Raw genomic sequence first — 19427 nt, 5'->3', positions numbered from 1 at the left:
ATTCCTCGGTTATGACCGACTCGAACTTCGAGATAAGCGATATCGATGGCCCGCATGCGGGACAATCCGTCGTTACGTCCGGCGCGTCGCCGGACGAGGCGTCGGCGGCCATGGTGTTGGTGCACGGCCGCGGTGCGACCGCACAGAGCATCCTCGACCTCGCCGACGAGTTTCGACGCGAGGAAATCGCCTTCCTCGCGCCACAGGCGGTGCGAAACACGTGGTACCCGCAGTCATTTCTCGCGCCGCTCGATGCGAACCAACCGTACCTCTCGTCCGCGCTCTCGCTCCTCGAAACGCTCGTCTCCGACCTCGAATCGGTCGGTATCCCGCCGGAACGCGTTTTCCTGCTCGGCTTCTCACAGGGTGCGTGTCTGACGACCGAATTCGTCGCGCGGAACCCCCGAAAATACGGCGGCGTCGCGGCGTTCAGCGGCGGTCTCATCGGTTCCGAGGGAACGCCGCGCGAGTACGAGGGGTCGCTCGACGGAACGCCGGTGTACCTCGGGTGTGGCAACCGCGACCCGCACATCCCCGTCGAACGCGTCCACGAGACGGAGGCGGTCCTGACGGAACTGGACGGCTCGGTCACCGAACGGATATTCGAGGGGATGGCCCACGGGGTCGTGCAGGAAGAAATCGCACACGTCGATGGAATGGTGGACGACCTCCTGTCGGAGTAATCGCTTGAAAACGAAAATCGAAGATTGGAATCGAAAATCGAACGCGAATCCTCTTATCGCTCGTCGATGGGGACGAACTCGACGTCCTCGTCGCCGATGTACTTGGCGCGCGGGCGGATGAGGCGGTTGTCGTCGTACTGTTCGAGCACGTGCGCTATCCAACCGCCGACGCGCGAGAGCGCGAAGATGGGCGTGTAGATGTCGATGGGGATTCCCATCTGGTAGTAGGTCGAGGCGGAGTAGAAGTCCACGTTGGGCGCGAGACCCTTCTCCTCTTTCATGTAGTTCTCGATGGAGACGGACATCTCGTACCACTTCGTGTCGCCCGCGGCCTCGCCGAGTTCCTCGCTCTGTTCGCTGAGGATTTTCGCCCGCGGGTCCTTCACGTTGTAGACGCGGTGGCCGAAGCCAGCGACGCGTCGCCCCTCGTCGAGCGCGTTCTGCACCCACTCCACGGGGTCCTGGTCGCTGTCGTCCACTTCTTTCAGCATCCGCATGACGTTGGCGTTCGCGCCGCCGTGCAGCGACCCGGAGAGCGTGCCGATAGCACTCGTCACTGCGCCGTGCAGGTCGGCGAGGGTGCTCGACGTGACCATCGCCGAGAACGTCGAGGCGTTCAGGCCGTGGTCCGCGTGGAGCACGAGCGCTTGGTCGAACACGTCCGCGAGCACGTCGTCCGGTTCCTCGTCGTTGAGCATGTAGAGGAAGTTGGCGGCGTGACCGAGGTCAGCTCGCGGTTCGACGGGTTCGTCGCCGTTCCGAATGCGTGTGAACGCCGCGAGGATGGTCGGAATCTTCGCGGTGATGCGGCGACCCTTTCGGAGGTTCGCCTCGCGGTCCGAGGGGTCGGTGTCGGAGTCGTCGGGGTCGTACGTCGCCAGCATGGAGACGGCGGTGCGGAGCGCCGCCATCGGTTCGGAATCGGATTCGGCGAGTTCGCGCACGGTGTCCATGACGCCATCGTCCACCTCGCGCTCCTCCGTCATGGAGTCGCTGAAGGCCTCGAGTTCGTCACGATTCGGCAGCTCACCGTGCCAGAGGAGGTACAGCACTTCCTCGTAACTCGCGCCACGAGCGAGGTCTTCTATCGTGTATCCGCGATAGATGAGTTTTCCCTCGTCGCCATCGATGTGGCTCAGTGCCGACTCCGCGACTACAACGCCCTCTAAGCCTTTTTTAACCTCGTCTGCCATGTTCGGACGATTCACGGGGTAGCCGCAAAAGGATTATCTTTCGTGGTCGTTCCCCAACGACCCGCGAACGTTTTTACGCGAGAGTGACCAACGTCGGCGTATGGAACCCGCGAGCGGCGACGTCGAGTACGAACCTCGGAGCGTGAAGGAGGTCTTGGCGGAGATGAAAGACACCGCGGAACTGCTCATCGACCTCTCGTACTCGGCCGTCCTCCACGGCAGCGACGACATCGCCGAGGAGGTAATCGCCCTCGAAGGGAAGATGGACGTGCTCCAGATGCAGGCCAGAATGAGCCTGCTCATGGCCGCCAGAAGCCCGGAGGATGCGGAAGAACTCGCGCCCGTCCTCGGCGTCGTCGGCGCGGCCGAGAAAATCGCCGACGCGGCGGGCGACATCGCCAAGGTCGTCTTGGAGGACATCGGCCTTCCGCAGGCGATGCGCGCGACGCTTCCCGAGGCGATAGAGACGCTCGTCCACGCCACGATAGCGGAGTCGTCGCCGCTCGCCGGGGGGACGCTCGGCGCGTTGAATCTCGAAACCGAGACCGGAGTTCGCGTCATCGCCATCCATCGCGGCGGCGACTGGATTCTGAACCCCCACCGCGACACCGACCTCCGGGTGGACGACCGACTCCTGTTGCGCGGGCCGGAGGAGGGCATCGCCGACGTGTACGAGGAGGCGACCGGTCGGGAGTACCGACCACCCGAACCCCCGGAGGCGGACGACACCGACCTCGAACGCGCGGTCGATTCCATCGTCCTGATGAAGAACATGAGCGAACTCGCGGTCGATTTGGCCTACGGGAGCGTCCTGTTCGACAGCACGGACGTGGCCGAAGAGGTGGTGGAACTCGAAGCCGAAGTGGACGCGCTTCAGTCGCGCTTCGAGGCGTGGACGTTGCAGGCGGCGGCGCACGCGGACGACCCCGTTTCCTTGCGCGGACTCGTCCACCTCGCCAACAGCACGGAGGTCATCAGCGACGCCGCCGTCGAAATCAGTGAGGGCGTTCTCCGCGGACTCGGAACCCATCCGGTGGTCGAACACGCGGTACAGGAGAGCGACGAGGTCATCGTTCGCGTCACCGTCGCGCACGGGAGCGCGTTCGACGACACGACGCTCGGCGAGGAACAGGTCGAAACCGAGACGGGAATGCGCGTCATCGCGGTTCGGCGGCCGCCGGACGACTGGGTGATTTCGCCCGGTCCGGAAACCGAGGTTCACGCGGGCGACGTGCTGTTGGCGAAGGGAACGCGATTGGGTGCAGAACGGCTCACCCAACTGTCCGGTGGGGAACGGATAGAGTGAGGCGGGTGGTGTGGTGCGGATGGCGCGGCGCGGATGGCGCGGCGCGGATAGCGTGACGTGGGTGGTGTGGCGCGCGGCGTGTGAGGTGGGTCAGCGGGCCGAAGTCGGTCAGTCGAGGTCGCGCGCGAGCCGCCGCGCCGAAACGAGCGTCAACGCCGCCGTCAACAGCGCGCCGAGCGTGAACGCCAGCACGAATCCGAGAGCGAGATACGCGGTCGGCGTTCCCGCCTGTCCCCTGACGTGCCCGACGAGGACGACTCGATAGACGTAGACGAGCGCGGTGAACACGATGCTCATCGTGAAGCCGAACGCGGCGTTTCGGCGGACGTTCAGCGCCTCGATGAGGTTCGATGTCGGCGGGCGTTCGGGAATCTCTTCTTGCACGCTCGGTGGTTGGAACGGCCGAATAAAAGGTGCGTCGGTCACGCCGTGACGATGGCGTCGGCTTCGATTTCGACCAGCATCTCGGAGTCGATGAGCCTGCTGACCTCCACCATGCTGGTGGCGGGTCGCACGTCGCCGAAGAATTCGGCGTGCGCCTCGCCGACCGGTTCCCAGTTCTCGATGTCGGTGACGTACATGCGCGTTCGAACCACGTCGTCGAGGCTCGCCCCCGCTTCGTCGAGCGCGGATTCGACGTTTTCGAGCGTCCGTTTCGTCTGGCGATACGCGTCTCCCTCGCCGACGATGGTCCCATCGTCGTCGGTGGCGGTGGTCCCGGAGACCCGGACTTCGTTTCCAACGCGAACCGCACGCGAGTAGCCGACGCGTCCTTCCCACTCGGTTCCGCTCGATATCTTTTCTCGGTTCATGGAGAGGACAGCCGTCCTCCAATCAAAAATCGTCCGTTCGCATCGCCGACCGATTTTCACCCGGAAACGACGTGCTGTGCCGAACCTGGCAACGGGAATACCGAACTGCTAAGGGTTTTCGGCGACGGTGTTTCGGTAATGACAACGCTCGGAACGGCGAGCGCGGCCCCTGGGGAGATGGACACGGGCCGCCTCCCGGTCGGTGAAACTCGCGACGGGAGCCAGTTCGGCCTCCCGGTTGCCGTTATCAACGGCGCGGACGACGGAAAGACGCTCTATATCCAGGCCGTCAGCGACGGCGACGAACTCAACGGACTCGGTGTCGTCAACCGAGTCGTCCCGCAACTCGACCCCGAGGAACTCTCGGGAACGATTCTCATCACCGGTCTCGTCAACTACCACGGTTTTCAGGTGGCGGAACACAGGAATCCCATCGACGACACGAAGATGAACCGGACGTACCCCGGCAACGAGTCGGGAACGTCGAGCGAGCGAATCGCGGCGGCGACCTTCGAGGCCGCGATGCGCGCCGACCTCGTGCTCGACCTGCACCAGGGTTCGACCAGCCGGATGATAAACGAGGCTCGCGTCCGCTGTGGCCCGCGCCACCGACTGCACGACGAGTGTCTCGAACTCGCCAAGGTGTTCGACTGCGGCTACGTCCTCGACCAGAAGGGACCGGACGGACAACTCGCCCGCGCCGCGCCGGACGAGGGGGTCCCGACCATCGACCCGGAACTCGGCGGCTGTGTCGGCTGGGACGAAGAGAGCATCCAGTACGGCGTCGACGGCGTGTTCAACGTCCTGCGCTACTACGGCTTCCTCGACGAGGACGTGACGGTGAACACCCAGACGCGAGCGACCGGGTTCGACCGTTACGGTGCGCCGAGCGGCGGTCTCGTCACCTTCCAGAAGGACCTCGGCGACGACGTGTCGCCGGGCGAGACGCTGTTCACCATCACCGACGTGTTCGGCAGACTGAAAGCCGAAGTCACCGCCGACCGCAACGGCATCTTCTGGCGCTCGCGTCGCCTGCCGCAAGTCGCTACTGGCGAATACGTCTGTTCGGTGGGCATCGACGTCAGCCGCTACTGACCAACACATGGTTACTACCCTCTCCTGTTCGGCTTGCGGGAACGAATACGCCGCCGGGGCGGACGAGCCGTGGCGCTGTGAGTGCGGCCATCCGTTGGATTTCTCCGAGCAACCGCTTCCCGACGGTCCCGCGCCCGAGTTCACCGACATCGACACGCGGGACGGCCTGTGGGCCTTCGAGGAGTTTCTCCCCGTCCGGCGCGTGGCGACCCTCGGCGAGGGGTTCACGCCGCTCGTCGATGCCGACGACTGGAACGCCCAGTTCAAGCTGGATTGCGTCTTCCCATCGGGCAGTTTCAAGGACCGCGGCGCGACGACGACCCTCTCGCGCGCCGCCGAACTCGGCGTCGAGACGGTGCTCGAAGACTCCTCGGGCAACGCGGGCGCGGCCATCGCCCAGTACGCCGCTCGGGCGGGTATCGACGCCGAAATCTACGTCCCGGCGGACGCGAAGGCTTCGAAACTAAAAGCCATCGAGTGTGCCGGTGCGACCCCGGTCCGAATCGAGGGGAGCAGGCAGGACGTGACCGACGCGTGCATCGAAGCCGTCGAGAACGGCGACGGGTGGTACGCCAGCCACGCCTGGAACCCGGCCTTCTTCGCGGGGACGATGACGTTCGCGCTGGAACTCGCCGCCCAACGCGACTGGAACGTCCCGGATGCCGTCGTGACGCCGCTCGGGCACGGAACGCTCTTCCTCGGCGCGTACCGCGGCTTCCGCGCCCTGCTCGACGCGGGGTGGACCGACTCGATGCCGCGACTCCTCGGCGTGCAGGCCGCGGGCGTCTCCCCCATCGCGGACGGCATCCACGCCGACGGCCACGTCGACGCGCGCAACGACGTCGCGGACGGGATTCAGATAACGCATCCCGCCCGCCGCGACCAGATCGTGGAGGCCATCGACGCGACGGACGGCGACGCCATCGCGCTGGACGCGGGTTCCACGGAAGCGGCCCTGGAGAAACTCCATCGAACCGGCTTCTACGTCGAACCGACCAGCGCCGTCGCCGCGGCCGGTCTGACGGCGTACCGCGACCGGGGGAGTTTGGCGGACGACGCCGACGTGGTGGTCCCGCTCACGGGCAGCGGACTGAAAGCGTAACTGGCGACCGGATAGCGGTTTTCGTGATGTCGTACTGTCGATTTGGTGACGTCGAAATGTGACTTCGGTGACGTCGTAACCGCTGGCGTACTGTTTTCGAATTCTCCTGTTACGAGCGGGTTCTGGTTTTGGTGTGATTGCACTCGCTACGAGGCAGTCCCCGAAAGCCCCCGCCACGCTCGCTACGAGGTGATGCTGGTTTTGCTGTGACTGCAACACGAGTTGTTGGTTTTTCTGTGATTGCTATTACAGACGTCACTGAAACCGCACCCGCACCGTATCAGCCACACCCTCCCCAACCGATTGCGTTTCTCGGCCATCGACCTCCGATACCTGCGGGCCGTGGCCGCAGGTCAGCGAGACGTGACGCGTCTCGCAAGCCTCATCCCTCGCACGTTTTTCCGAGGCGACTCGGACGTGTTGTCCTCGTCGCCTCGCCAGCGCGCGCCACGATGGAAATCCAGTAGCGTGAAGCTGAATCGACTCTCCCGGCGTGTGCACCAACAACCCCGAGGACGCCCCGTCCGAGGGGTTGATTGGTTATCACGCGAGGGATGAGTACCGCAACGAAGTGAGGAACGGAATCGGTTGGGGAGGGAGTGGTGCGGTGCTGTGCGGGTGCGGTTTCAGTGACGTCTGTAGTTGTAGTCACAGAAGCACCACCAACTCATGTTGCAGTCACAGAAGCACCACCAACTCATGTTGCAGTCACAGAAAAACCACCAACTCGTAGCGAACAGGCGGGGGGCGTTCGAGGTCCACGTCTCAGCAGTTGCGATTCAGTCGTTCACAACGACACCACGTCGTAGCGAATCCGCTCAAAAATTCCCGGTATCCCTATCCAGCTAACAGACGTAGCCGGTGCGCCAGCGTTCGACCGAAATGCTGTGCATGGGAATGCCGTGGTCCTCGAACAGGTCGTGAATATCGACCAATAGCTCCTGATTCACGTCCTCGGGGGACACCCCGCCGAGGCGGAGGAGCGTCTGTTCGGTGGCGATACGCTTTTCCGAAGAAGGTTCGTTGTTCGACATGCTTCGATAGCCTCGAAGCAAGCAGGGTAGGTGGCCTATCACCTGCCTTTCGGCGAAACCCTGTTGCTTCGCTCGACATATCAAACGCTGGTGAGTTAATTCTATTGGTTTGAGAGGTTGCGGCGGTCGAACGACCCACCAGAAAAAGTCGCGGAAATCCCCCGCCTCGAACCGGTCACCACTCCGGATGCGTCGGGGCGTCGAAATCGCCGCGGACGAGGGGTTTTGCGATGTGGCGTCGCGCTTCCGGCGGGACTTCGTACCACCCGACTTCGAGTTCGCGGTCGAGTTCGCGCTCGACTTTGCCCGCCGCGTCGGTTCCGCACCGCCGACAGCGGTAGCCCTGTCCGGCCCCCGCGCTCTTCATCGAGCGGCCGCAGTCGGGGCAGTTCGGCGTCACGAGTTCCGTCGCGTCGAGCGACCGCACCGCGAACTTCTCCAGTTTCAGGGTTCTCTTCGTCACCTCGCCGCAGACCGTGATTCGGTCGCCGGGGCGGAGGTTTCGAACGTGGTCGCGGAAGCGCTTCGTGGGTTCGAAGGCGGCACACGGGAGTTCGGTCTCGCCGTCTGTCACGGCGAAGAAGACGTGGCCGCCGCGCCGCGTCTCCGGTTCCGAGGCGACGGTCCCCGTCACCCGGTAGGCGCTGTCGTCTTCGACCTCGTGCAGGGCGGCGTTCTGCAGGTGGGCGTCGGTTCCCTGATTCGTCACGAACAGCGCGGTTCGGGCGACGGGTTCGCCGTCGATGCCCTTCGAGACGCGGCGGACGGCCTCCGGGTCGTCGCCGCGAATCCCGTGGAGGATAGGGCAGGGCGTGTGGGGGACGCAGACCGCCTCGCTGGTGCCGCGATCAACGGTGTCCCACACGTCCGGGTAGCCCGAATCGGCGGCGGCGAAGGCCGAGTCGAAGTTCACCTCGCGGGGGGTGCCCCACCGCTCGGGTTCGCGGTAGGAGATGTGTTCGTAGGTCCACTCGGAGAAGGCGGCGTGCGCGCCGACGGCCGCCACCGCGCCGATTTTCCCGCGGCCGTTCTTCCATCCCGCGTGGCGATAGCCCGCGGCCTCGATTCGCCGTTCGGCCTCCTCGCGGGAGAGCAGTTCCCGAACGGCGCGCCGCGCGAAGTCGGCGATTTCGTCGGGTGCCTCGTCGGGGCCGTGGGGAGCGACGACGAGGCCGGGGTTCGTCCTCGGGTCGTCGGTCTCGGCGGCGGCGGACAACTCTTCGCGGGCGAGTTCGAACGCCCGGTCGGCGTCGAAATCGGTGTGAATCGCCAGCGCGGCGTTGCCCCGCGTCTTGTGTTTCACGGCGGGGTTGAGTCGGACGAGGAGCAGTCGCTCCACGGTCCCCCCGGCGTCTCGAATCCGTTCGGCGAGTCGCGCCGCGAGGTAGGTCGTGCACATGCCCCTGTTCCGGGAGTCGGTGTCGTCGAGACCGATAACCGTCACGTCCGGTGGTTACGGCGTGGCGAACTAACCGCTTTCGAAGAAATCTAACGTATATGAATCTATCGCCGGCAATTTTGACAATCGCAAGACAGCGCCGATGTGGCGCGCCAAAACGCCTTTATACTGGAATCACTTACCTGCCACCATGTCCCGGTCTGCACTGGTCGGAAACGTGACTGCGATGTTAGAGGACGCTGGATTCGTAGTCAGCGACCGGTGTGCTATCCGACCAAAGAGTTTCGACGTGGCAGCGCGACGAGGACCAGACCTCCTGCTGTTGAAGATCCTCGGCAATATCGACGCGTTCGACGCCCAGACGGGCGTCGAGATGCGGCGTCTCGGCACGTATCTCGACGCGACGCCGTTGGTGCTCGGCCTCCGGACCCGAAATCAGGACCTCGAAACCGGCGTGGTGTACTTCCGCCACGGCGTCCCGGTGTTCAGCCCGGATACGGCGGTCGATCTGTTCGTGGAGGGCGTCCCGCCGCTCGTGTACGCCGCGCCCGGCGGCCTGTACGTCAACATCGACGGCGACATCCTCCGCGATGAGCGCCAAGACCGAGGCTGGAGTCTCGGGCAGTTGGCGTCCGAACTCGGCGTCTCCCGCCGCACCGTCTCGAAGTACGAGGGCGGCATGAACGCCAGCGTCGAGGTTGCGGTCGAACTCGAAGCGCTCTTCGACCGCGAGTTGACGAGTCCGGTCGAGGTGTTCGACGGTGCCGAGGAGTTGACGGACGCCGACGAACCGGACGAACCGGAAGCCGAACCCGACGACAAGGACATGTTCTCCGCGCTCACCCGCGTCGGGTTCACCGTCCATCCGACGAACCGCGCCCCGTTCAGGACGGTCAGCGAGGACGATCGCGAGGATCGCGTCCTGACGAGCCATTCGGCGTTCACCCGAACCGCCGAGAAGCGCGCTCGAATCATGAGTTCCATCAGCCGCGTCGCCCGCACCCGCTCCGTGTACTTCGTTGACGAAGCGCGGCGCGAAACGGTCGACGGAACCGCGCTGGTCGAACGCGAAGAAATCGAAGGAATCGACGACGCGGACGAACTGCAAAAGCTGATTCGGGAACGCGCCGAGGCCTGAAATCGTCGCCCCGATTTTCCCGTCAGCCCGATTTTCCCGTCAGCCCGGTTTTCCGTTCATTTTCGCCACGAGGACGAAACCGAACGTCGGAATTCCGCACCGAACGCTTCGACTCGGCGTCGTTACTCGCCGTACGTTGTCTCCAGATACTCGTTGATGTCGTCGCTCTCGGGCATCCCTTCGATGCCGTGTTCCGTATCGACCAGCACCGGCACGCCGGTTTGCCCGCTGATTTCTTTCACTTCGGTTCGCTGCGAGCGTCTTCGGGGAACGGAGTGCGTCTCGTAGTCCAGTCCGAGTTCGTCCAACTTGGACGTCACCTTCGAACAGAACGGGCACCCTCTGAGTTCGTACAGTTCGATGTTCGACATACGAGCGCATAGGGAAGTGAGAAATAAGAGTGTGCTGTTCGCGAGGAATTCCGCCGGATTTCGAGTGACGAAAGGAATCCGTCCGGCGATGAGAAACCCCGCTGGTTTTCGAACAGCGGAGCGGAGTGGGGCGGTGTTCAGACGTTCCCTTGCAGGACGCCGCTCGTGCGGACGAAGAAGTAGAGGACGAACGCCGCGGCGAGCGCCCAGTGACCGAGGCGGATATCATCGCGCTTTCCGGCGGCGAGTTTGACGATGGGGTAGGAGACGATGCCCGCGGCGATGCCGTAGGCGATGGAGTAGGTGAAGGGCATGACGAGGATGGTCATTCCGGCAGGGACGGTGTTGGTGATGTCGTCCCACGCGATGTCAACGACGTTGCCCAGCATGACGACGCCGATGACGACCAGCGCGATGTGCGAGGCGTACTGGGGCACCGCGGCCGCCAAGGGGACGAACACGAGCGAGAGCAGGAACAGGACGCCGATGACGAGCGCCGTCATTCCGGTTCGGCCGCCCTCCTCGACGCCCGAGGCGGATTCGATGTACGTCGTCACCGTCGAGGTGCCGAGCATACCGCCGACCGTGGTACCGATGGCGTCCGCCATCAGCGGTTTCTCGACTTCGGGAAGGTTCCCCTCGTCGTTGAGGAAGCCGCCGACTTGGCCGACGCCGACGAGCGTTCCGGCGGTGTCGAAGAAGTCCACGAAGAAGAACGTGAACACGATGAGGCCGAACGAGAACAGTCCGTCGAGCGTGGTCAGTCCGTGGGCTCCGAGGCCGCTCACGAACGCGCCGGCGACGGGAGAGATGTCGTAGGTCGCACCCGTCATCGCCGGAGTGAGGGTTCCCGCGCCGACGAGACCGAAGAACTCGGCGGCGTAACCGGCGATGGTGGTCGCGGCGATACCGATGATGATGGAACCCGGAATTCCGCGGGAGTAGAGTGCGAACGTGAGGAAGAGACCGAGAACGGAGAGGATCGCTGTGGGGTCGGAGGCGACCGGGCCGAGCGTGACGAGGGTCGCCGAATCGGCGACGACGACGTTCATCGCTTCGAGTCCGATGATGGCGAGGAACAGTCCGATACCCGTTCCGACCGCGAACTTCACGGGTTCGGGGAACAGGCGAATGATGTATTTTCGTGCGCCGATAGCGGTCAGGAGGATGAACAGCACACCTTCCACGACGACGGCGGCGAGCGCCGTCTGCCACGAGACGCCGAGCGTTCCGACGACGGTGAACGCGAAGAAGGCGTTCAGGCCCAGACCCGGTGCCTGTGCGAACGGTCTGTTCGCGTAGAACGCCATCGTCAACGTCGCAACCGCGGCGGCGATGATGGTCACGACCGCGAGCATCGCCACCGTCTGGTTGTACGAGTAGCCCGCGAGGTTGATACCGTCCTGAATCGGTATCTGCGGGTTGTCCGCGAGGATGGACGGGTTCACGACGACGATGTAACTCATCGTCAGGAACGTTGTTATCCCTGCCATGATCTCCGTCCCGAGGGTCGTGTCGTGCTCCTCGAAACCGAAGTAGTCAGCTAGCATGCCGGATACGCCCGATTCCTGCCGATTACCGTTGATGTCTTTTAGCCCCATGATTCACGAGTGAGCATAAACGCGAATACCTACTTAACAGTTCTCATCGAATCTAGGCACCAATACGTAATTATGTATATGTCGGGGAATCCTTCGCCCACATTCGAGCAAAATTTACATGACGATGCTCACTACCGCGTGCTACCGAGACGTTATTCGAACGACGCAAGCGCGCCGACGGGGGCGTCCGTCCGTCCTTTCGCTCGTTCGATTCCCTCCGTTCCGGCCGCGATGAGGGCGAAGACGCCGCCGACGTTCGCGTCCGCGTCCTCGGCGATGTCCAAGAGGAGTTCCTGCGTCTCGCCCGAACGGATGAGGTCGTCCACGACCAGCACGGTTTCGCCGGGCGCGATGGCCGAGGCGGGCAGGTAGTAGGTGAGTTCGATACCCGAGGCGAGTCGCTGGCGGGCCTCGATGAACTCCTCGACGGCGGTTTCCTTCGACTTCTTGGCGTAGGCACAGCGCGCGCCGAAGTAACTCGCCATCGCGGCGGCGAGCGTGATGCCGTCCGTCGCGGCGGTCAACACGACGTCGGGGAGGTCGAAGTCGAACGTCTCGACGGCGACGGGGGCCACGAGGTCGAGGAACGACTGGTCGAAGACGACCCCGGAGTTGTCCACGTACCCTTCCGGGTCGAGGCGGGTCCGGGCCTGCAGTTCTTCCGCGAGTTGCTCGCGTCCGACCCCTTCCACGACCGCTTCCGCGCGGTCGGGACTGGGGAGGACGTGTCCGTTCACGTAGCGATTCAGGTCGCCCGCCGGGAGGTCGGTCACCTCGGCGAGTTCGTCGTAGGTTCGAGTCTCCTTGAGCATTCGAAGGACGGAGACGGCCTGTAGTTGGAGATTGGCCTTCTCTGCTCGGTTCATACCCCGCTACTCATCATCGTGCAACCTTGAACACTTCGATGCTGGATTCGGTTCGTCTAGTCACAACTATGTGGATTCGGTTCGTGACGCGGGTCAGTCGAGGAAGTCCGGGTGGAGGCGCTTTTCGCCGTACTCGGCCTCCAGATGGCGTCGGAAGTCGTCGCGTTCGACGCCGCCCTCCTGTCTCTCCTCACGGTCGCGCACCGAAATCGTTCCCGATTCGGCTTCGTCGCTACCGACGATTATCATGTACGGTACGCGGTCGTCGTGGCCCGCGCGGATTTTCTTCCCGAGCGTCCAGTCCCGGTCGTCCACCTCGACGCGGAACGACCCGAGTTCGTCCGCGATTTCCTCGGCGTAGCCCGATTCGTCGTCCGTGATGGGGAGGATTCGGACCTGCTCCGGTGCCAGCCAGAACGGGAACTTCCCCGCGACGTGCTCGATGAACACGCCCATGAAGCGCTCCATCGACCCGAGCAGGGCGCGATGAATCATCACAGGCCGGTGTTCCTCGTTGTCCTCGCCGACGTAGCTGATGTCGAGGCGCTCGGGTTGCACGAAGTCCAACTGCACCGTTCCGATGGTCCACTCGCGCCCGATGGCGTCCTCGACGTTGATGGCGATTTTCGGCCCGTAAAACGCGCCTTCGCCCTCGGCCACGTCGTACTCCAACCCCTCGTCCTCCAGCGCGTTCCGGAGCGCCTCGTGTGCTCTTTCCCAGAGTTCGTCGTCGCCGATGGCGTCGTCGGGTTTCGTCTCCAGTACCAGGTGGGCGTCCAAGCCGAAGGCCTCGTACATGCCGTCGATGACCGACAGCGTGCGGGCGATTTCCTCCCGAATCCCTTCGGGACGGACGAAGGCGTGGCCGTCGTCCTGCGTGAATCCGCGCACCCGCAACATCCCCGAGAGTTCGCCGGACTGCTCGTTTCGATAGCACATGCCGAACTCCGAGAACCGAAGCGGCAGGTCACGATAGGACCGACGCTGGTCGTCGTAGATGTGAGCGTGGTTCGCACAGTTCATGGGTTTTAGGCCGTACTCGTGTCCGTTTTGCTCCCACGCGAACATCTCGCCTTCCTCCTTGAAGTGGTCGTAGTGGCCCGACTTCTTCCAGAGTTCCGTGTGGTTGAGTTCGGGCGTCTTTACCTCCTCGTATCCCAGCTCGGCGTTCTTCTCGCGGACGTACTCCTCCAGTTCGCGCCGAATCGCCATCCCGTTCGGGTGGAAGTTGACGCATCCCGGCGAGTGGTCGGGCACCGAGAACAGGTTCATCTCGCGCCCGATTTTTCGGTGGTCGCGCTTCGCGGCCTCTTCCCGCCGTTCGAGGAACGATTCCAGTTCGGATTCGCGCTCGAACGCCGTGCCGTACATCCGCGTGAGCATCGCCTCGTCCTCGTCGCCGCGCCAGTAGGCCCCCGCTATTTCGAGGAGCGAGAGGGCACCGACCTCGCCCGTCGATGCGACGTGCGGCCCGGCACAGAGGTCTTCGAACTCCCCTTGTCGGTAGAACGTGACCGGTTCGTCCGCCGCGATGTCGTCGAGCAGTTCGAGTTTGTACGGTTGGTCGGCGAGGCGCTCGCGCGCCTCCTCGGGGGATACCTCCTCGCGCACGATGTCGTAGTCCGCCGACACGATGTCCCGCATCTCTGCTTCGATGTCCGCGAGGTCGTCTTCGTCGATGTCGAGGCCGTCGAAGTCGTAGTAGAACCCCTCGTCCGTCGGCGGGCCGATGGCGAGTTTCGCGTCCGGGAACAGCCGCGAGACGGCCTGTGCGAGGACGTGCGCGGCGGAATGGCGGAGGACGCGCACGGCGTCCTCGCTGCCCGGCGTGACGATTCGGAGGTCGGCGTTCGACCCGATTCGATACTCCGGGGCGACGAGGTTGCCGTCCACGATTCCGGCGAGACAATCCTCGCCGAGTCCCGGCCCGATGTCGTAGGCGACGTCCGAGACCGAAACGGGGCCGTCGAACTTGCGTTTCGACCCGTCGGGAAGCGATACGATTACTCCGTTCTGTGATTGCTGGCTCATGGTTGTGACTGGTGATTTCTGATTTCGATGGAGCGCTCTCCCGCTTCGACCGGATGCCGTCGCGCGCGGCGCGAACGCCCGTTCGCGCCGCTGCTATCCCTTCGATACGCGTGGCTCTCCGTGTCGGAAGCGGGCGGGAAAACGACGATGGTGGTGACTAGATTAGCGGGCGAGAACCCGGCGTGTAAAGCAGTCACCTAGCATCGTGTTGCTCATCCAACCGTACTCGCGGGACGATATATATCTCTTGTGCGGGTGTGGTACGTGGGCGTGGTGTGCGGGTGTGGTGTGTGGACGTGGTGTGCGGGTGTGGTGTGTGGACGTGGTGTGCGGGTGTGGTGTACGGACGTGGTGTGCGGGTGTGGTGTACGGACGTGGTATGCGGGTGTGGTGTACGGACGTGGTGTTCACGTATGGTATGCGGGTGCGGGACGTCGCTTCGACGGGTTCCCGCCGGGTACCCGTAATCCAACACCTCTCGGAACTGTACCAATGAGCTACAGGTAAGCCGCTCCCCGTCGTCACGGTTCTCGATGAGTGACGCGACCGTCTGTTTGACCTACGACTTCGACGCGGTGTCGGTGTGGATTCACACCTTCGAGGTCGGGAACGCGCCGACGCAACTGTCACGGGGAGTGTACGGCGCGTGGGTCGGCGCACCCCGACTCCTCGACCTGCACGACAGACACGGGATTCCGGCGACGTGGTTCGTCCCCGGCCACACCATCGAGAGCTTCCCCGAGCGCGTCGGCGAGGTCCACGACCGCGGCTACGACATCCAGTGTCACGGCTGGCGGCACGTCAACCCGAGCACGTTCGACAGCAAAGAGGACGAAAAGGCCGAGTACGAACGCGCGATGACGAACATCGAGGACATCACCGGTAGTCCCCCGGTCGGCTTTCGGTCCCCCGCGTGGGAGTTCTCGACGCACACGCTCGACATCCTCGACGAACTGGGCTTCGAGTGGGATTCGAGCCAGATGGGCAACGACTTCCGGCCGTACTATCTCCGGAAGAACTGGAGCGCACCGCAGGACAAGCCCTACGAAATCGGTGAGAAGAGCGACATCGTGGAGGTGCCGATATCGTGGAAACGGGCGGACTTCCCGGCGCTGATGTTCGTCTGGGAGCAGTCGATTCTGTGGGGTTTCGCCGACGAGCGGTCGGTGTTCGACCTCTGGCGGGCGCAGTTCGATTGGATGTACGAACACGTGGAAAACGGAATTTTCACGCTGGCGATGCACCCGCAAGTCATCGGGCAACCGCCGCGAACGACCCGGTTGGAGGAGTTGATAGGGCACATGCGGGCGAAACCGGGCGTCGAGTTCGCGGACGTGAGCACGGTCGCGGCGGAGGTCCGGAGCGGCGACCGTGAGCCGATGGCGATGCTCGGCGACTGACCCGTCCGCCGTCGCGGACGACTGTTTTAAGAAGGTGGCTACAACCGTTTTCCCGTTGCGTCTCGATTCGTTATTCATGGCGAAGTACGTTGCACTCGTAGACATTCGAACGAGCGTTCAGAACGCCCAAGACCTCGTTTCGACGTGGGGCGACATCCGCCTCGAATTCGAGGAGTTCGGCGTCGAACTGGATGGAAGCTTTGCCGTGCTCGGCGAGTACGATTTCCTGCTCATCTTCGAAGCGCCGGACCGCGACACCGCGTTCAAGGCCGGTATCGCGGTCGAACGCCACGGGATGGACATGCAGACGATGGAAATCATCCCGATGGCCGATTTCGCGGGACTGGTCGAGGACTGACCTCTCCTCCGAAAATGATGGATAAAAATCATTTCTTCCCCGAGCGGAAAAGCATATTCTTCACCGATTCGTTCGTTCATTCATGAACGAGTCGTCCGAAGTCGCCCTCGCGTTCGATGACACCGAATTACTCCCCGCAATCGCACAGGATACCGACACCGGCGACGTGCTGATGCTGGCGTACGTCACCCCCGAAGCAATCGAGAAGACCCTCGAAACCGGGTTCGCTCACTACTACTCCCGGAGTCGGGACGAACTCTGGAAGAAGGGCGGCACAAGCGGTCACGTCCAACGCGTCGCGGACGTTCGCGTCGATTGCGACGGCGACACGTTCCTCTACCGCGTCGAGCAAGAGGGCGGTGCCTGCCACACGGGCTACGAGTCCTGTTTCTACCAAACCCTCGACTCCGTGGATCGGGACGAGAAAGAATCGACCGACCCCACCGACGCGTCCGCCGTAACCGCCGAAACGACGGTCGTCGGTGAACGGGTGTTCGATCCCGACGAGGCCTATGAGTGACCCGTTGACCCGACTCCGCGACGCGGACGAGGCGTGCCGAGAAGCCAACGCCGCCGTCGCGGAGTACGGCGAGGAGTCCATCCGCGCCGTCGCCGACGCCTACGACCGCGCCACGCACCTCCTCGACCGCTACGAGGGGAAGGCGACCGGAACCGGCGACTTCCAGGCGTTCGTCCAGTTCCAAGGGCAGTTCGCCGACTTCGTGGAGAACCTTCCCGACGACTTGCCCGCGCGCGAGGCGTTCGAACGGGCTGAAAACGCCATCGACAAACGTCGGCTGAGCGAGCGCGATTTCGAAAACGGACGGAGCGCCCTTTCGCCCGCCGAAGATATCGTCGCCCTCTCGGACGAGCGAAACGAGGCCCGCAAGCGCTACCGGGACGCCCGGCACACCGTCTCACAACGGGTAACGGAACTTGAGGAGCGAATCGCGGACCTCGAACGACTCCGAGAACTCGGTGACGCCGACTTGGACGCCCCGACGGAACTGCTTCGGGAACCCATCGACGCCGCCAACGACGCCATCACCGAGGCGTTCGAATCGTTCACTCACGACGAGAACGTCCGCGAACTGATAGAATTCCTTGCCGCGACCGAACACTACCCTCTCATCGAGTTCCAACCGCCGCCGGACGAACTCCGTGCGTACCTCCTCGACAGCGACGCCGGGGACCTCACCCTCCCCGAACTGCTCGAATACGCGCACTACTCCCGGTCGAAACTCGAACACTACGTCGCCGACCCCGCGGCGCTGAAGCGTGCCGTCGCCACGAACGAGACGTACCTCGACCGTCTCGGTCCCGAACCGCTCACCATCGACTGGCCGCCCGCCGCCGCGAACGAACTCCGCTGGTGGTGCGACGAGGCGATTCGCGTCGCGGACCGCTTCGCACCGCCGGAGGCCATCACGCGGCTCCGCGAGGTGGAACGACTCACCCGCGACGACGACTTCGAACGCCTCCGCACCGCCGCACGAGCGCGCTCGGAACTCTCCGACGAGGAACGCGACCGACTCGCCCGCGGCGACGTGACAGACGAACTCGAACGGGCGCGGGAGCGAAAAGACACGCTCTCCGACGCGCTCGACGAGTATCCCTCGCGGTAGGGTCGTTCGGGTCGAAAAAACGAACCGCGCTCAGACGTTCGCTTTGGCCGCGCGGAGCGCTGTTTCCATCTCTTCTGCGAGTTCTTCGGCGCGGTGGCGTTCGCGCGCTTCGGCGTAGATTCGAACCATCGGCTCCGTCCCGCTCGGGCGGGCGAGGACCCACGCGTCGCCGAAGTCCAGTCGGTACCCGTCGCGGGTGTTGAGTTTCGCGTTCGACTCCTCGGCCTCCCGCTCGGCGGCGGCGAGGAGCGCGTCCTGTTCCGCGTCCGTCGTGTAGGAGATGTTCGTCCGAACGTTGTGATAGCCGTTGTACGGTTCGACGATGGCGCTCGCGCGCTCGTCGGCCAGCAGTTCGAGGAACTTCGCGGCGGTGTACGCGCCGTCGCGGCTCAACCGGTAGTTCGGGAAGAAAACGCCGCCGTTGCCCTCCCCCGCGACGGGGACGGACACGCCTTGGTCCTCCAGTTCTCTGATTCGCGTGATGATGTTGGTGCTTCCGATGGGCGTCAGTTCGAGCCTCGCGCCCGTCTCGTGTGCGACATCGACGAGGCGCTGTGAGACGTTGACGGCGGAGACGACGGCATCGTCGGGTTCGAGTTGTGCGGCGGCGAGCGCGGCGAGCGTGGCGTCTCCCTCGATGTACTGGCCGTTCTCGTCGTAGAAGATGGCGCGGTCGGCGTCGCCGTCGTGTGCGATGCCGACGTCCGCGCCGCTTGCTTCGACCAACCGGCCGAGGTCGGCGAGATTTCCGGGGACGGGTTCGGGGTCACGACCGGGGAAGTGGCCGTCGGGTTGGCTGTTCGTCGTGACGACGGTACAGCCGAGTTTGCGGAAGAATTCGGGTGAGGTGAGCGACCCTGCACCGTGTCCGGGGTCGAGTGCGACGGTGAGGTTCGCGTCGGCGATTCGGTCCCTGTCGATGGATTCGAGCAGTTGGGAGACGTACCGCTCGCGGGCGTCCTCGATGAGGTGGCTGTGACCCGTCTCGCTCCAGCGAACCTCCTCGAATTTCTCGGTGAGGAACTTCTCTTCGACTCGTTCGAGGCTGCCGACGGCGAGTTCGATACCGTCGTCGCCGATGAGTTTCACGCCGTTGTACTCCGGCGGGTTGTGCGAGGCGGTTATCATCAACGCGGGAACGCCCTCGCTTTCGGCGTACGCCTGTGCGCCGGGCGTCGGAACGACGCCGAGTCGGTCCACGTCCGACCCAACGCTCGCCAACCCGCTCGCGGCGGCGTCCGCGAGCATGTCTCCCGTAGCCCGTGTATCCCGTGCCAGCGCAACTCGGTCGGTGCGCCAGACCGTCCCCGCCGCCTTCGCGATTTTGAGCACGAACTCGGGGGTTAGTTCGTCGTTGGCGACCCCTCTCGTCCCGCTCGACCCGAACACCTTCATGTGGGGGCGTGGGGTTTC

General features: G+C 64.0%; 19 protein-coding genes. 9 read left to right on the top strand and 10 right to left on the bottom strand.

Features of this window, described 5'->3' with window-relative positions; translation table 11 throughout:
* The first annotated feature begins 11 nt into the window (after positions 1-11).
* Positions 12-683: an alpha/beta hydrolase gene (locus OPC11_RS14210; protein ID WP_264782335.1), complete on the top strand. Its 672-nt coding sequence runs from the start codon at positions 12-14 to the stop codon at positions 681-683.
* 53 nt (positions 684-736) lie between these two features.
* Here the strand turns inward: OPC11_RS14210 and citZ are convergent, their stop codons facing one another.
* Complete coding sequence (gene citZ / locus OPC11_RS14205; protein WP_007982192.1) at positions 737-1876, bottom strand: citrate synthase; 1140 nt, start codon at positions 1874-1876, stop codon at positions 737-739.
* 100 nt (positions 1877-1976) lie between these two features.
* Here citZ and OPC11_RS14200 point away from each other — a divergent pair, with 100 nt between their 5' ends.
* Positions 1977-3182, top strand: a complete 1206-nt coding sequence (locus OPC11_RS14200; RefSeq protein WP_264782334.1) for a potassium channel family protein — start codon at positions 1977-1979, stop codon at positions 3180-3182.
* 108 nt (positions 3183-3290) lie between these two features.
* Here OPC11_RS14200 and OPC11_RS14195 read toward each other — a convergent pair whose 3' ends face one another.
* Complete coding sequence (locus OPC11_RS14195; RefSeq protein WP_018128881.1) at positions 3291-3566, bottom strand: hypothetical protein; 276 nt, start codon at positions 3564-3566, stop codon at positions 3291-3293.
* A 38-nt stretch (positions 3567-3604) separates the two neighbouring features.
* A complete protein-coding gene (locus OPC11_RS14190) occupies positions 3605-3994 on the bottom strand; it encodes a RidA family protein (protein WP_264782333.1) in 390 nt (129 codons plus the stop codon).
* A gap of 138 nt (positions 3995-4132) precedes the next feature.
* Between OPC11_RS14190 and OPC11_RS14185 the strand changes: the two genes are divergently transcribed.
* On the top strand, positions 4133-5089 hold the full coding sequence (locus tag OPC11_RS14185; RefSeq protein WP_007982196.1) for a succinylglutamate desuccinylase/aspartoacylase family protein: 957 nt from the start codon (positions 4133-4135) through the stop codon (positions 5087-5089).
* A 7-nt stretch (positions 5090-5096) separates the two neighbouring features.
* A complete protein-coding gene (locus OPC11_RS14180; RefSeq protein WP_264782332.1) occupies positions 5097-6191 on the top strand; it encodes a pyridoxal-phosphate dependent enzyme in 1095 nt (364 codons plus the stop codon).
* An 845-nt stretch (positions 6192-7036) separates the two neighbouring features.
* Here the strand turns inward: OPC11_RS14180 and OPC11_RS14175 are convergent.
* Together OPC11_RS14175 and OPC11_RS14170 are read right to left on the bottom strand one after the other, a co-directional pair.
* Positions 7037-7225, bottom strand: coding sequence for a hypothetical protein (locus OPC11_RS14175; RefSeq protein WP_264782331.1), 189 nt, complete (start codon positions 7223-7225; stop codon positions 7037-7039).
* Positions 7226-7400: 175 nt separating this feature from the next.
* Complete coding sequence (locus tag OPC11_RS14170; protein WP_264782330.1) at positions 7401-8669, bottom strand: tRNA(Ile)(2)-agmatinylcytidine synthase; 1269 nt, start codon at positions 8667-8669, stop codon at positions 7401-7403.
* A 145-nt stretch (positions 8670-8814) separates the two neighbouring features.
* On the opposite strand from OPC11_RS14170, the gene OPC11_RS14165 reads away from it, so the two are divergent.
* Complete coding sequence (locus OPC11_RS14165) at positions 8815-9762, top strand: transcriptional regulator (RefSeq protein WP_026177817.1); 948 nt, start codon at positions 8815-8817, stop codon at positions 9760-9762.
* Positions 9763-9884: 122 nt separating this feature from the next.
* Here the strand turns inward: OPC11_RS14165 and OPC11_RS14160 are convergent, their stop codons facing one another.
* From OPC11_RS14160 to thrS, 4 genes are all read right to left on the bottom strand, one after another.
* Positions 9885-10133, bottom strand: a complete 249-nt coding sequence (locus tag OPC11_RS14160) for a glutathione S-transferase N-terminal domain-containing protein (protein ID WP_264782329.1) — start codon at positions 10131-10133, stop codon at positions 9885-9887.
* 137 nt (positions 10134-10270) lie between these two features.
* Positions 10271-11683: an NCS2 family permease gene (locus OPC11_RS14155; protein ID WP_007982203.1), complete on the bottom strand. Its 1413-nt coding sequence runs from the start codon at positions 11681-11683 to the stop codon at positions 10271-10273.
* Between the two features lie 203 nt (positions 11684-11886).
* Positions 11887-12600: a phosphoribosyltransferase family protein gene (locus OPC11_RS14150; RefSeq protein WP_007982204.1), complete on the bottom strand. Its 714-nt coding sequence runs from the start codon at positions 12598-12600 to the stop codon at positions 11887-11889.
* 93 nt (positions 12601-12693) lie between these two features.
* The gene (thrS, locus tag OPC11_RS14145; RefSeq protein ID WP_264782328.1) at positions 12694-14631 is read right to left on the bottom strand and encodes a threonine--tRNA ligase; all 1938 of its coding nucleotides are present in this window, start codon (positions 14629-14631) and stop codon (positions 12694-12696) included.
* Positions 14632-15164: 533 nt separating this feature from the next.
* On the opposite strand from thrS, the gene OPC11_RS14140 reads away from it, so the two are divergent.
* The 4 genes from OPC11_RS14140 (at position 15165) to OPC11_RS14125 (ending at position 18014) form a co-directional block, all read left to right on the top strand.
* Positions 15165-16031, top strand: coding sequence for a polysaccharide deacetylase (locus OPC11_RS14140; RefSeq protein ID WP_007982207.1), 867 nt, complete (start codon positions 15165-15167; stop codon positions 16029-16031).
* A gap of 76 nt (positions 16032-16107) precedes the next feature.
* Positions 16108-16389 (top strand): GYD domain-containing protein, encoded by a 282-nt coding sequence (locus OPC11_RS14135; protein WP_007982209.1) that lies wholly within the window; start codon positions 16108-16110, stop codon positions 16387-16389.
* A gap of 82 nt (positions 16390-16471) precedes the next feature.
* A complete protein-coding gene (gene hisI, locus OPC11_RS14130) occupies positions 16472-16909 on the top strand; it encodes a phosphoribosyl-AMP cyclohydrolase (RefSeq protein ID WP_264782327.1) in 438 nt (145 codons plus the stop codon).
* Positions 16902-18014: a hypothetical protein gene (locus OPC11_RS14125; protein WP_264782326.1), complete on the top strand. Its 1113-nt coding sequence runs from the start codon at positions 16902-16904 to the stop codon at positions 18012-18014. Before hisI ends, OPC11_RS14125 begins: the two co-directional genes overlap by 8 nt.
* A gap of 30 nt (positions 18015-18044) precedes the next feature.
* Here the strand turns inward: OPC11_RS14125 and glmM are convergent, their stop codons facing one another.
* Positions 18045-19409, bottom strand: coding sequence for a phosphoglucosamine mutase (glmM, locus tag OPC11_RS14120; protein ID WP_264782325.1), 1365 nt, complete (start codon positions 19407-19409; stop codon positions 18045-18047).
* Positions 19410-19427: the final 18 nt, after the last annotated feature.

The sequence above is a fragment of the Haladaptatus sp. T7 genome, assembly GCF_026008575.1.
GTDB lineage: Archaea > Halobacteriota > Halobacteria > Halobacteriales > Haladaptataceae > Haladaptatus > Haladaptatus paucihalophilus.
This window is presented reverse-complemented; position numbering and strand designations above follow the sequence as displayed.

Bases quoted from the DNA above. Each gene is read 5' to 3' on its own strand.
- OPC11_RS14165 (WP_026177817.1), top strand. From the start codon at position 8,815: ATGTCCCGGTCTGCACTGGTCGGAAACGTGACTGCGATGTTAGAGGAC.
- OPC11_RS14140 (WP_007982207.1), top strand. From the start codon at position 15,165: ATGAGTGACGCGACCGTCTGTTTGACCTACGACTTCGACGCGGTGTCG.
- OPC11_RS14190 (WP_264782333.1), bottom strand. From the start codon at position 3,994: ATGAACCGAGAAAAGATATCGAGCGGAACCGAGTGGGAAGGACGCGTC.
- hisI (WP_264782327.1), top strand. From the start codon at position 16,472: ATGAACGAGTCGTCCGAAGTCGCCCTCGCGTTCGATGACACCGAATTA.
- OPC11_RS14180 (WP_264782332.1), top strand. From the start codon at position 5,097: ATGGTTACTACCCTCTCCTGTTCGGCTTGCGGGAACGAATACGCCGCC.
- OPC11_RS14210 (WP_264782335.1), top strand. From the start codon at position 12: ATGACCGACTCGAACTTCGAGATAAGCGATATCGATGGCCCGCATGCG.
- thrS (WP_264782328.1), bottom strand. From the start codon at position 14,631: ATGAGCCAGCAATCACAGAACGGAGTAATCGTATCGCTTCCCGACGGG.
- OPC11_RS14175 (WP_264782331.1), bottom strand. From the start codon at position 7,225: ATGTCGAACAACGAACCTTCTTCGGAAAAGCGTATCGCCACCGAACAG.
- OPC11_RS14150 (WP_007982204.1), bottom strand. From the start codon at position 12,600: ATGAACCGAGCAGAGAAGGCCAATCTCCAACTACAGGCCGTCTCCGTC.
- glmM (WP_264782325.1), bottom strand. From the start codon at position 19,409: ATGAAGGTGTTCGGGTCGAGCGGGACGAGAGGGGTCGCCAACGACGAA.
- OPC11_RS14160 (WP_264782329.1), bottom strand. From the start codon at position 10,133: ATGTCGAACATCGAACTGTACGAACTCAGAGGGTGCCCGTTCTGTTCG.
- OPC11_RS14125 (WP_264782326.1), top strand. From the start codon at position 16,902: ATGAGTGACCCGTTGACCCGACTCCGCGACGCGGACGAGGCGTGCCGA.
- OPC11_RS14185 (WP_007982196.1), top strand. From the start codon at position 4,133: ATGACAACGCTCGGAACGGCGAGCGCGGCCCCTGGGGAGATGGACACG.
- OPC11_RS14155 (WP_007982203.1), bottom strand. From the start codon at position 11,683: ATGCTAGCTGACTACTTCGGTTTCGAGGAGCACGACACGACCCTCGGG.
- citZ (WP_007982192.1), bottom strand. From the start codon at position 1,876: ATGGCAGACGAGGTTAAAAAAGGCTTAGAGGGCGTTGTAGTCGCGGAG.
- OPC11_RS14135 (WP_007982209.1), top strand. From the start codon at position 16,108: ATGGCGAAGTACGTTGCACTCGTAGACATTCGAACGAGCGTTCAGAAC.
- OPC11_RS14200 (WP_264782334.1), top strand. From the start codon at position 1,977: ATGGAACCCGCGAGCGGCGACGTCGAGTACGAACCTCGGAGCGTGAAG.